The organism is Chryseobacterium gleum (genome assembly GCF_900636535.1).
Taxonomy (GTDB): Bacteria; Bacteroidota; Bacteroidia; order Flavobacteriales; family Weeksellaceae; genus Chryseobacterium; species Chryseobacterium gleum.
The window spans coordinates 4,350,353-4,363,781 of the sequence record NZ_LR134289.1 but is presented as its reverse complement, the minus strand read 5'-3'; the positions used below and the strand labels follow the sequence as shown (position 1 = coordinate 4,363,781).

The following is a 13,429-nucleotide window of genomic DNA, read 5'->3' as shown; positions in this document are numbered from 1 at the left end:
AGTTAAATTGTTATGCCTAGTGTTTTTAGCTTTTTAGTAAATTCTTCGTCATTAACTAATTGCTGGTTATTGGATATTTTATCTAAATAATTTTCTATTATAATTTTTACTAATTTTTGTGGAGAACTTTTGATATGAGAAAAATTCTCATTCAGATAATCTAAAAAATCTTCATCTCCAATTTTGTCGATACAGCGCATGGCTATCAGTAAATTTTCCTGATCGCCTGAAAATTCATTTTGCTTTAGCAGGGTGTTAAAGATCTGCTGAAATATCAGTCTTGTTTTTTTCTCATTCTGCGAAGATTTAAGAATGGCGATATAAGAGTTGTTTATAATATGTTTTAGCATCCCCTGCTTATCAATAAGGGGAAGATCTTCAGCCAGATTTTTGCAGCTCTCATTTTCATGTTGGTTAAACATGAAAAAAGCCAATATCTTCACAACTTCTGTCTTGTACCGCTCTTCATTTTGAGTACGTGCAAAAATTCTGATTTTATTAAGTGATTGTTCTCCAATAATTATGGCAAAATAAGGAAACGTATTACTCTGAACTAAAGCACTTTCAATAGCCCTGTCAATATTTTCCTCTGCCAGTACAAAATCATTTTCCACGTAATTTTTATACGCAAGCAAAGCATAGTCTAAGCTTATCATCCCCTGATGAATAGGCTCTATGAAATATGTATTCATACTTTGCATTTTTGAATAAAGGTAATTTCCTAGGGTGGTATTGCCTGTACGAAAAGCAGAAAGTGATTTTTCAGACAGATTCATATAGTAAAACAATCCTGCCTGGATATCTTCCGGAATATCTTTTCTAAATTCTTCAATCAGATTTTCGAAAATATGTCTTGGCTTTTTCACCTCATATTCCCTGAATTCTACTGTTTTTATTTTGTCTAAAATTATTGTTTCCATACATCATCTATTAAGAAAGCACAGCTTGTTCATTAATATATCTTTGAAGAAGAATTCTGTCGTCAATATTAAATTTGAAAGAAGGACACGCCGGGATATTATCATACCAGTTTTTCGGACATGCTCCACCACACAGAGGAAGGAATTTACAGCTTTTGCACCATGAGTTGTTGTCCGGTATTTCATTAAACCAGTTTCTCATGACAACATTTTTGCTGTCTACATCTTTATCTTTCACAATGTTTCCGGCATAAAACTCAGAGTTATCATATTTTGGAGTGTACGGAATTTCCCAACATGTGGAGACATTTCCAAAAGCGTCAAATACTTCTGAGGTCTGGCTTACTACCATACAAGGTTTAGTAACTCTTTCAGGAATAATCTGTGTTTTAAATTTCGCTTTTGATTGCAGAAGCTTCATATAAACTTCTATTTCAAGCTCAGCAAATTCTTCTTTTGACACGCCTTTAATAGTAGCTTTGTTATCACCCCAATCGTGGATAGGAGCAAGATAGAAACTTACATGCTGAAGAATTCCTTCTGCTTCCAGATAATCAATAAAATCTATCACATTGTAGCTGTTTTCTTTATCCACATTACATCTGATATTGAAACTTGCTTCTTTTTGATATAATTCGGAATTAACAATTTCTTTGATATTTTTAATGATAATATCAAAACTGTTAGACCCATTTTTCAGATATCTTCTCTTATCATGGAATTCCTGAGTTCCGTCAATGGTGATCTGATATTCTGTAACCCTGTAATTTTTTACCAGTTTTTCAAAAAGAGAATATTTAAGGCTTAAAGCATTTGTAATAATTCTTGAAGAATATTTTAAATTTTTCTCTTCACAAAGGCTGATTAAACGGGTGGATAAATTAGAGATAGCCGAAAGACCTGTTAACGGCTCTCCTCCATACCATGTAATACTCAAATGTTCCAGATCGTTTGACAAACTTTCCATTTTAGTAATGATTCTGTCGTATGTAAGATCTAAAACTTCTTTTGACATACTTTTGTTAGTATGCAGCTGGCCGCAATAGTGACATCCCAGCTGGCAGTTTCCTGAAGGCTGAATCACATAAGAAAGTGTTTTCAGATCCTGATGATCTACAGACATGATGTTGTCTGAAAGGATTTCTCTTAACTCATCTTCAAACTCAGGTACATAAAATTCATTTTTTATCAGGTTGATAAAAATTTCTTCGGGAATCTGAGTGGTTTCAAGATTACATATTTTTTCATATAACCCTTTTTTCACTTCAATGGATGTTCCGGAACGGGTAGAAAAAAGAATGACATGATCATCTAAAATTTCCTCGTTTTCTATGGTATGGATATATCTTGATAATTTGTATTTCATAATTATTTTATTTTACTATTAAATAGAGTAGCACGAATGCTACTCTACTTTTTACTTTAGTTGTAACTCCAACATTCGTTACCACTGCAAGTTTGTGTACCTCCGAATCCCCAGCAGTCATTCTGACTTGTGCACGTTGCCGCTAGTTCTAAAGGTAACTTACCTCCTTTGATTGTCTTTACTGAACTTTCGCTCATTCCCTGTAGCTTGTTTTCAGTGATTTTTTTAGACAATTCAAACAATTTTTTGTTTTTCATCACAATAAATCTTAGGTTAATTTTTTCTCTTGTAAAGTTTTAATTCCACACAAGACCCTGCAGAACATAAGTTTGTGGAATCAGAGTTCTATTAGTTATAACTCCAGCAGCTGTTACCACTGCAAGTAGCTGTACCTCCGAATCCCCAGCAGCTGTTCTGACTTGTACAGTCTGCTGCTAATTCCAAAGGAAGTCTACCTCCTTTGATTGTCTTTACTGAATTCTCGCTCATTCCCTGTAGCTTGTTTTCAGTAATTTTTTTAGACAATTCAAACAATTTTTTGTTTTTCATGACAATAAATTTTCATGGTTAATAATTCTCCTGAACAGTTTTAATTCCACACAGGACTATACAGAATACAAATTTCTTTATGAAAAGCTCCAGCAATTAGGATCTACGTGCAGATCCGGCCTGCACCAACTACAGGTACATTGGCTACAATGGTAAGCGAGTAAGCCACCGGTAATAAATACAAGGCCCTCTTTTTGCAGTTTTTTCATTTTGACATTTGTGATTTTCTGAGAAATCATTTTAAGCTTTTTGTTTTTCATAGAAGTAAGTTTTTTATGTTTATTACGAATCTTAACTCTATAAAAATTAATCAAGCCTAATAGATTATGATTTTAAAGAACTAATTTTCTTTTGTCATAAAATACCAACACTCGTTCTTGGAACAATCGCCGGCAGTACCCCCATATCCCCAGCATTCGTTTTCAAGGCCGCATTCATTGGGTAATAATTCGAGAGATACGTTTCCCCCAGTAATAGTTCTTATTGAGTGGGCATCAGCTCCTAATAACTTGTTTTGCGTTATTTTTTTGGATAATTCATGTAATTTTTTGTTCTTCACTACAATAAGTTTTCATGGTTAATAGTTTGCTGAAAAGTTCTGGCTTCAGAGAAGGCTCAGTAAAAATTTTTATGAAAAGCTCCAACAATCATTCGTCGAGCAGATAAACGGACCACAGTATGAATTACAATCAGGATGTCCATAGCAATCTCCAGTAATATCCTTTCCTGCGTAGATTGTTAAAACTTCTTGTTTTTCTAATTTTTTGATCTTACCAAGGGTTATCTTTTTGGATAACTCCACAAGTTTTTTGTTTTTCATGGTTACTAGTTTTTATTCTTAGTGTATTAATTTTGTAGTAAAAAAACAGGATTACAGCCGGGGGTTTTCATTTTGAGTTCTCCCCTTGTCTATATCTCCGGTATTCACCTTTTTTACTTTGTTGTTTCCAAATGTTTTGGATATGCTGATTGATATGGATCTTAAATTGGATTGCGAAAGAGTTTCAATATATCCGTCATTATTATATAGTGTATTACGGGAGTTTGAAAGATTCAACAGATCTTTTACAGAAAGCTTGAACTTAAAATCTTTATAACTCTTTGAAACCTCAAGCTGATTATTGATAAAATAACCGTTTTTCTTATTAACTAATGTATATGGAGAGGTGTAACCAAAGTTATAGCTTATGTTCCAGCCTTTATTCCAAAGATTATTTCCACTAATTGTAACGGAAGAGTTATTATACCAAGAACTAGGATGAACATCATAGATATCTGCATTATTGATATAATACATTCCTGTAGACAGATTGAACATCCATTTGTTTTCAAACAATGGTTTATTATAGTTCAATCCCACATAAAGACGTTTTACATTACCTTCAAAGTTTTTGGGTCTTGTAATGGAAACATTATCTACAACCTCTGTATAAGGAAGAATAGGATTTTTTACAATTCCGAAATTACTTACAAACACCCAGGTTCTTTTTATACTGTAGCTCGCATTGAATAAATACATCTTTGCCACATTAAGGTCAGGATTTCCGGTTTCCCACCAGGTTTCATTATTCTTATAAATAAACGGGTTCAAATCATCTACATAAGGTCTCCATAATGCAGTTCTGTATCCCAGAGAAACTCTGTTGTTCTTATTGATCATATAAGAAAGGTTGATGCTGGGTACAATATTGTTGTAACTTCTGGAAAAGTTCTCGCTAACTGTATTTTGTTTTGCGTTGATATTTGTGTTTTCATAACGCAACCCTAAGTTGACATCCAACACAGAAAAGATTTTTTTCTTAATATTAGTATATAACGCGTTTATATTTTCATGATACGTGAAATTATTAGAAAATAGGGTATTCAATGTACCATCTGCGTTGTAATAAGCATAAGGGTTATCCGTAGAAAGCCAATTAAGCTTTCCTCCCGCTTCAAGACTAATCTTTAGTTTTTCTAAAGTTTTGGAGTAATCTACTCTTACCGTATAATTGTCCTTCTGATAATCATTATATATTAAATTAGAATATGGGTTTGTCAAATTAAAAAACTCTGTCGTATTATCTCTGTGATGGGTATAATAATCAAAGTTGATATCCAATCGCTTGGATTTTTTATCATCATTAAAACTGTAATAAATATTTCCTCCGAAAAGGTTCAGCTTATCATTTTGTGTATTTACCGTTCTGTTTTCAAAAATTCCTCCTGTAGTATCATAATAGATATTCCTGTTTTCAAGGGAAGATTCCGGTGTTTTGTGATAATATTCCAGAATACCTCCTATGCTGCTTCTTTCATTAAGCTCATAATCAAAACCTGTATTTCCTCCAAAGTTGGTTTCTTTAACCAGCGTACTTCCTATAATCTGATTTCTGCTGAATTTTGAGCTATAGTTATCAATACTGTTTCTTTGCAGGTCATTATTATTTTCAAAAAACAACATGGTATTATTTGAAAATCTGTTTTTATGATAATTTAAAGCAATATTCGTCTGCTGGCTGTTTTTTCTGTTTTGTTTATCTGTAATGGTAAAACTTCCTTTCAGTCCATCTGTTTCCAGCTTCTTCAGCTTCAGATTAATAATCATGGCATCCTCCAGATCATATTTTGAGGAAGGATTGGTAATCAGCTCTATCTTTACCAGATTAGAAGCCGGCATAGCATTAAGATATTGTATTAAGTCTTTGCCTTTAAGAATTGATTTTCTGTCATTGATGTAAACAGAGGCGTTTGTTCCCAGAAGAGTTATTTTATTATCATCTACTTTTAACAATGGTGTTTGAGAGAGAACTTCAGATATGTGATTTCCTACAACCAAATCGCTATTTTCAACATTAAAAACAAAACGGTCATCCTTTTGTTCAAAAAAAGGTTTTTTACCATTCACTTTTATTTCTGCAATTTGTTTTTCTATAACTGTTTTAATGGAATCTTTCTTCTCTTGAGAGAAACCAAACAACGGAAGCAAAACACTTACACATATTACTATTTTCCTCATTTACTTTCAATATTTCTGATGCAAACATCATGATTATACCTAAGGTCTACAAGATTAGTAATCCGAGATTGATCAATATCGGTATATCTTTTTCCAAAAATTTACAAATTCACGATTAAAAGAGATCAATACACAACTGATAAACAACCATTTATACTTCCATGATAAAAATCCGATGATAATTCATAAATTTGCAGTGTATTTAGAAATATGAAGAAGTTTCATTTAATTTTTTTAACCGTTTTCCCTGTTTTTTTCTTTTCTCAAAGCATAAAGGGAATAAAAATTCCAGACTCGTTAAAGAATAAAAGTTATAAGTATATTAATGATGCTTACAATAAAGTATTCCAGGTTGACAACGATAAAGCTGAGCTTTTAGCCAATTACATTCTATTAAAAGGAAAGAAAGAAAATAATAGGGACATCCTGTTTGATGGATATTATAATATAGCGCGGGTAAAAAATCTGAAGAATGAAAACGGGCATCCCTTTGCAGACTCACTCATCTCTGCCTCAAAAAACGTTAATAACTACGATTACCCGGCAAAATCTTATATATTAAAAGGTATTTTATTCAACAATGAAGGGAAATACAAAGAAGCTTTAGATAAATATACTATAGCTATTAATCACAACAGGGCTGACAATAAAGAACAGTTTTTTTATATAAACAAGCTTATTGCCATCCTAAAAACAGCTACAGAAGAATATCAGGAAGCACTCCCTCTCTTTTTGAAATACTATAAGTATGAAAAAGATAAAATAAAAAACAACAATGTAGATGCTAAAAACTATATTGCTTCTATTTTTTCTTTAGCTAATATTTATACCAAATGTAAGGACTATAAAAAAGGTATTGAATTTGCAGATCTGGGGCTTACAGAATGTAAGAAATACAATAATTATTCTTATTACAGCTATCTGCTTATGATAAAAGGGATTAGCCTCTTTTATGTAAAAGATTATTCGCTGTCTTATAAAATCCTGCTGGAAGTAGAAAAAGGATTGATAACAAATAAAGATTATAGTAATCTGGGAGTATTATATTACTATCTGGGAAAAATAAAATATGCAACCCGCAGTGAAAACGAAGCTATAGAATTTTTTAAAAAGGCAGATTCAATTTCTTTTACCTTTAACAGTTTTGAACCTATAAAAAGAGAGGGATATGAAATTCTGATAGACTTTTATAAAAAGAAAGGCGATTTAAAAAACCAGCTAAAATACATTGACAACCTGATGTATAGTGACAGTATAATAGCTGTGAACCGAAAAAATCTTTCAAAAGAAATTCTGAAAAAATATGACACCCCTTTGCTTATGAAAGAAAAGGTAAGTGTAATTGAAAGACTGAACCATCAGAATGCCTGGCTGATAGCGTGTTTGCTTCTGATTACTTTAGCTTTCATATTTGTAATCAGGAAAAATAGGAAGAAAATAAAAGAATACGAAAAGCAGGCAAAAGTATTATCAGAAAAACCTTTGAGTACCCCTGTGCTGGAAAAAGAGCAAAAGACTGAAACTCCCATTACAGATAATCCTTCCATTACCATTGAAAGAAAGGAAAAAGCTACGAAAAGTGACCTTTCTTCTAATCCAAAATTTAAAATACTCATTGATAAAATAGAACAGTTTGAAAAGACTAATAGTTTTCTAAATAAAAACATTACTTTAGATTCTCTGTCAAAAGAATTTGATACTAACAGAGATTATCTCTCAAAACTAGTCAATGAATTAAAGGGTAAAAACTTTTCCCAATATCTGAACGAGCTTAGGATCAACTATATTGTTGAAGAATTAAAATCTAACGAAAAAATAAGAAAGCATACCATTGCTGCTATTGCTGATGATATTGGCTACAACAATGCTGAGTCTTTCACGAATGCCTTCAAAAAAATAACAGGAACACTTCCTTCTTATTATATAAAAGCACTCAATTAAAACAAAATTACAAAATGCTGAAAATTAATATTTTACATGTAAATCTCACCGAAATTTATCAATTTCGGTATATATAAATTCTTTATTTACAGGAATAGAATTTCCTTTGTACTTCAATTTATTTAAAAATCTTAAAACTACTTTAGCAGTGAAAAAAATTAAAAAAACAGAAAAAAGATTATCCCTAAACAAAGTTCAAATGTCTAAAATAAAAGGAGGGATTAGCTCCGGAGGAGGTGATCAAATGCTTTTGAATGATGGTAATGATACGGTCTTAGACAAAACATTAGATACTCTGGATGTGACAGTAAAAAATTAATGACTATTTTAACATTTTATCAGTAATTTTGAGAAAAATTACTGATTTTTTATTTTTATGAAGTACCTGTTAACCCTATCATTTTTCCTTACATTCAATATTTCTTTTTCTCAGAAAATAAGTATTAAACATTTTAATGAATACAATATTGAAAAACTGCAGCCTTTAATTTCTTATTTAAATTCTGAAATACAAAAGAATTATAAAGAAAAAGACAAGGCGGTAAAGTATGATAATCTTTTCAGAGTGAGTATGGCAGCACAAAACTATGATACTGCTTTAAGTCAACTTGATTCAGTACGCAGTGTTTACAGAACAAGTAATCCTATTATTTCATACGCTATGGGAACACAGTATGAAATTTACATAAATGCTCAAAAAAATAAAAATTCATACAAAAATTTTCAGGAAAAATATAAAGAAGAATTTCTGAAAAAATATGAAAGTCTTCCTATAAAAACACAGATCATTCTTCCACGTTATTTCAATGGTGATACCGAGAAAACAAAAAAGGAAATTCTGGCTACTCTTAAAAATGATTTTGAGAACAAAGACAGCATAGATCTGAAAAAAGCTTTACAGCTATGCAGAAGTTATAACTCATATATAACAGGACCTACATTTGATATCGCTAAAAATTATTTAAAAGAGCTCGACTCCAGGAACTTTGAGGTAAAAGACAGTTTATTAATCAATAATAATATAAGTATAAGAGTTGTTTTAAATAAAAAAATTGCTACTCCGGAATCTACCATCCTGGTCAATTCCATCTATCCTGATGCAGAAGATGCCAATGATCAAAAAGTACAAGCAAGCTATGGTTATCATTCTGTTTACATATATCCCAGAGGAAAATATGCGAGTAACGCTGCCATAGAACCTTTTGAACATGAGCAGGAAGATATTAATAAGGTCATTGACTGGATTACGAAACAGTCCTGGAGCAATGGCAAAGTAGGAATGGTTGGAGGCAGTTATCTGGGTTTCAGCCAATGGGCAGCCGCTAAAAATTTTCATCCAGCTCTAAAAACTATTATTCCACAGGCTTCTGTAGGAATTGGCGTAGTAGATTTCCCTATGAATAATAACATTTTTGCCTCTTATTCTCTTCGTTGGATTAACTATGTTACCAATAATAAAATGCTTGATGCAGGCTTCAAAGATGAAGATCATTGGAATTCTGTTTTTAAAAAATGGTATGAAGGTGGTGAGGCATTTAACAAGTTGGATTCTATTGCAGGTAAAAAAAATATAATATTTCAGCGCTGGTTAAAGCATCCGGCATTTGACAGCTATTGGCAGAAAATGATACCTTACAAAAAGGAATATTCTAATATCAACATCCCGGTTTTAACTATTACGGGATATTATGATTCTGATCAGCTGGGAGCCTTATACTATTTCAAAAATCACCATAAATACAACAAAAGCGCCAATCATTATTTGATTATCGGACCTTATGATCATTCAGGATCCCAGGGGTATATTAAAAATAACCTAAAAGGATATACAATTGATTCTGTGGCCAATATGGATATCACAAATATAACAATGGAATGGTTTGATTATATTCTGAAGGGTAAATTAAAACCAACTTTCTTAAAAGATAAAATTAATTATCAGGTAATGGGAACCAATGAATGGAAAAGTACCTCCAGCATTGATGATTTTGATAAAAATAAATTAAAATTCTATATCACAAACCAACATCAGCTTTCTCTAACAAAAGATAGAGATAAAGACTTCACACCACTTACGGTAGATTTAAAAGACCGTACCAATGCAGATGAGCTTTTTAAGCAAAAAGATAACGTGCTCGATAGTAAAATTTACAGTCCAGACGCTGTTGTATTTTCATCAGAGCCATTTGAAAAACCAGTGGAATTTACAGGAAATTTTGTGGGTAATCTGAAATTATCTGTTAATAAAAAAGATGTTGATGTATATATGAAACTTTATGAAAAGACCAAAGAAGGTAAATATTTTCTGTTATCCACCTATTATGGAAGAGCAAGCTATGCTAAAAGCTCAGAGAAAAGAAAATTGCTGCGTGAAAATAAACAAACGGATATAGCTGCTGTCAATAATGAATTTGTAAGCAAAAAAATAGAAAAAGGCAGTACACTTGTCTTGGTCCTGGGAGTTATAAAAAATCCGCTTATGCAGATCAACTATGGAACCGGAAAAGATGTGAGCGAAGAAACCATCAAGGATGCTGCAGTTCCTGTGGAAATAAAATTTTACAATAACAGTTTTATAGAAATTCCTATTTCACTTAATTAATGCCACGTTTTCCATTTCAGTTTTTTGACACATTTGTTGTCAGATCTCCAATTTTTTCCTACAAAGAATTTCAGGATCATTTCTCTGGTGAAAACATCACCAATGGATCTTTAGAAAAATATTGCAACCATACAATTTTTAGAGAAGCCATTTATTTAGCTTCTCTTTCCTTATATGATGAGATAGAGAAATTGACGGATCGTGAACATACAACGTCTAATTTACCAAATGAAAAAACAAAGATTTCATTATTTAAATATTATAACCGCTCAAGTACCCGCTGTACCCCATTTGGTTTATTTTCAGGAGTAAGTACAGGAAAATTTGAAAAAGAGACTCTATTTCCGATATTCTCAGAGCCTACAAAAGTAAGAGATACAAAGCTGGATATGCATTTTTTAGTGGCACTATCAGAGCAGATTCTTTTAATTCCGGCCATTAAAAACAGTATCTCTTTTTTTCCTAACAACAGTATTCATAAGGTTGGAAATAAAATTCGCTTTGTAGAATATGAAAATACAGGAGGAAAAAGAGATTACATCATTTCTTCCGCTCCATTTTCCAAAGAGTTGGAACTTATACTACAATTTTCAGAAACAGGTAAAACAATTGACCAGCTTGCCACCTTTCTCGTTCATGAAGATATATCTTTTGAAGAAGCCCGGGAATTTATTGATGAGCTTATCGGAAATCAGGTTTTGATAAGTGAAATTAATCCTACAGTTTCGGGAGGAGATTTTCTGGAACGATTAATTTACATGCTAAACAAAATTGGCAGATATCAGGAAAAAGATATTTTAGTGGCTATTAAAAACAAGATCAGTGAACTTGATTTACATTTTGGAAATACGGCAGAAGCATATTCTGAAATTGAGGAACTCATCAAAAAGCTGAATGTACAATATGAAAAGAAATATCTTTTTCAGACAGATCTTTATTTTGAAGATGAAACAAATTTATCCTATCAATGGAAAAAAGAACTGAAGAAAGGAATCTCTTTTCTGAATAAAATTGCTGTTCCTTACAAAGAATCTGCTTTAGAAAAATTCAAAAAAGCCTTTTATGAAAGATTTGAAAACGAAGAAGTTCCATTATCTTATGCTTTAGATCCGGAAATAGGAATTGGCTATTTACAAGATATTCCGGCCAAAGGGGTTCATCCTTATATTGAAGATTTAATCCTGCCCTATTCTAATCAGAAAAAAGAAATTCGGGTAAATCTTAATCCGGTACACATTATTCTCAATCGGAAATTACAAAAAGCTTATTGGAATAAAGATCATGTAATACATTTAACTGATGATGATTTTAATGGTTTTGAGGAACAGTGGAATCAACTGCCAGATACATTGTCTGTTATGGCCGAAATCATTTCAGAAAATCAGCAGGAAAAATTATTTTTAAAATCTGCCGGTGGAAATGCCGGAAAATTATTGGGCAGATTCTGTTCAGAAAAATCATCTATAAAAGATTTGGTGAAAGCCATTGCTGAAAAAGAACAGGAACTTAATCCGGACAAAATTTTAGCAGAAATTGTACACTTACCCGAATCCAGAATTGGAAATGTGATCAGAAGACCTTCTATAAGAGAATATGAAATTCCTTATCTGGCGAGCTCTGCATTAGAAAAAGACAATCAAATTTTTGTGGAAGACTTGTACCTGTCCATAAAGAATAGCCAGTTATTTCTAAGGTCAAAGAAGCACAATAAAGAAATTATTCCTCATCTTACGAATGCCCATAATTATTTAAACAACTCTTTACCTGTCTACCATTTTTTATGCGATTATAATAATCAGAATGTAAAACCTTATTTATCATTTAGCTGGGGGGGATTATCCCAAATTTATGACTTCCTTCCAAGAATTGAATATCAAAATATAATTCTGTCTAAAGCACAGTGGAAAATTGATCCAGAACAAATTCATTATTTTGATTCCATTCTTCAATCTGGTAAAAGAGATCTTCTGTTTCAAAATATTGAAGAGTGGAGAGAATTAAAACAAATTCCACAATGGATACAGTGGGTAAAAGGAGATAATACACTGGCGGTCAACCTGAAAAATTACGATTTAATTCAAATGTTTTTATCATCCGTAAAAAATGAGAAACTAATTTTTATTGAGGAGTTCCTGTATAATGATCAGTCAGATTATATTCATCAATTCGTTTTCTCTCTTTATAAAGATCTATAAATAAGATGATAACCAGAAAATTTCATCCGGGCAGTGAATGGCTTTATTTCAAAGTTTACACCGGGATCAAAACTTCAGATACTATTTTACAGGAAGTTATAGAACCATTAGTTGAACAATTACAAATTCAAAACCTTATTGATCAATGGTTTTTTATACGATATAACGATCCTAAACCCCACCTGAGAATAAGATTAAACCTTAAAAATATAACTGCCTGTAGTATGATCCTGGGAATGATCAATTCCTTATTTAAGGACTATCTGGAATCGGGAGAAGTCGCTTCTATCATTATGGATACCTACTCAAGAGAACTTGAGCGTTATGGTGAAAACACGATAGAATACGCTGAAGACCTCTTTTTTAAAAGCAGCCAATTGATTTTAAACTTTCTGGAATACAGTGATGAAGAAAAGATCATTACTTCTTTATTTTACATAAATCAAATTTTATCAGCATTCAACCTATCTCCTGAAGAGAAAATAGAGTTCGCAAAGCGTTCTGAAAATGCTTTCAAATCAGAATTCAATGCAGATAAGAACTTAAATAATCAGTTAAAGAAAAAGTATAATGAGTTTTATCCTCATTACTTTGAATTTATTACCTCTGAGGAATATGAAGAAATCAGAAATTTAATAAAAAGTAATATCACTGAAATTGCATTAAAGCCTGAAGAATTTTCAAAATTGGAAAAAGATGATTTATTAGAAATAAAACTAAAAGATTTCTTGAAAAGCATTTTTCATATGCATATTAACCGGTTGTTTACTTCCCATCAAAGACTATTTGAAATGGTAATTTATGATCACTTATTCCGCTTTTATAAAACCAATAGAGGTCATTCTCTGAAAAAATAAA

At 31.8% G+C, this 13,429-nt stretch carries 10 protein-coding genes; 5 read left to right on the top strand and 5 right to left on the bottom strand.

The genetic code is table 11. From position 1 onward, the window contains the following. Positions 1-2: 2 nt before the first annotated feature. From EL165_RS19850 to EL165_RS19820, 5 genes are all read right to left on the bottom strand, one after another. A complete protein-coding gene (locus tag EL165_RS19850) occupies positions 3-920 on the bottom strand; it encodes a hypothetical protein (RefSeq protein ID WP_002983495.1) in 918 nt (305 codons plus the stop codon). Positions 921-930: 10 nt separating this feature from the next. Continuing rightward, on the bottom strand, positions 931-2,286 hold the full coding sequence (locus EL165_RS19845; protein WP_002983497.1) for a radical SAM/SPASM domain-containing protein: 1,356 nt from the start codon (positions 2,284-2,286) through the stop codon (positions 931-933). Between the two features lie 348 nt (positions 2,287-2,634). Beyond that, entirely contained in the window at positions 2,635-2,835 is a 201-nt protein-coding gene (locus EL165_RS19835; protein WP_002983500.1) for a hypothetical protein, read from the bottom strand. A gap of 628 nt (positions 2,836-3,463) precedes the next feature. Then, on the bottom strand, positions 3,464-3,655 hold the full coding sequence (locus EL165_RS19825; RefSeq protein ID WP_126358679.1) for an ecotin: 192 nt from the start codon (positions 3,653-3,655) through the stop codon (positions 3,464-3,466). Positions 3,656-3,706: 51 nt separating this feature from the next. After that, the gene (locus tag EL165_RS19820; protein WP_002983506.1) at positions 3,707-5,833 is read right to left on the bottom strand and encodes an outer membrane beta-barrel family protein; all 2,127 of its coding nucleotides are present in this window, start codon (positions 5,831-5,833) and stop codon (positions 3,707-3,709) included. Between the two features lie 210 nt (positions 5,834-6,043). Between EL165_RS19820 and EL165_RS19815 the strand changes: the two genes are divergently transcribed. The 5 genes from EL165_RS19815 to EL165_RS19800 all read left to right on the top strand — a co-directional run bounded on the left by EL165_RS19815 (position 6,044) and on the right by EL165_RS19800 (position 13,428). Beyond that, complete coding sequence (locus EL165_RS19815; protein WP_002983507.1) at positions 6,044-7,774, top strand: helix-turn-helix domain-containing protein; 1,731 nt, start codon at positions 6,044-6,046, stop codon at positions 7,772-7,774. A gap of 148 nt (positions 7,775-7,922) precedes the next feature. Next, positions 7,923-8,093 carry a hypothetical protein gene (locus EL165_RS25910; protein WP_164720342.1) on the top strand — a complete coding sequence of 57 codons (171 nt, stop codon included), beginning with the start codon at positions 7,923-7,925 and terminating at the stop codon, positions 8,091-8,093. A gap of 57 nt (positions 8,094-8,150) precedes the next feature. Further along, positions 8,151-10,376, top strand: coding sequence for a CocE/NonD family hydrolase (locus EL165_RS19810; RefSeq protein ID WP_002983510.1), 2,226 nt, complete (start codon positions 8,151-8,153; stop codon positions 10,374-10,376). Beyond that, positions 10,376-12,571: a lantibiotic dehydratase family protein gene (locus EL165_RS19805; protein ID WP_002983512.1), complete on the top strand. Its 2,196-nt coding sequence runs from the start codon at positions 10,376-10,378 to the stop codon at positions 12,569-12,571. The genes EL165_RS19810 and EL165_RS19805 overlap by 1 nt, the downstream gene beginning before the upstream one ends. Before the next feature lie 5 nt (positions 12,572-12,576). Next, positions 12,577-13,428: a thiopeptide-type bacteriocin biosynthesis protein gene (locus tag EL165_RS19800; protein ID WP_002983514.1), complete on the top strand. Its 852-nt coding sequence runs from the start codon at positions 12,577-12,579 to the stop codon at positions 13,426-13,428. Position 13,429: the final 1 nt, after the last annotated feature.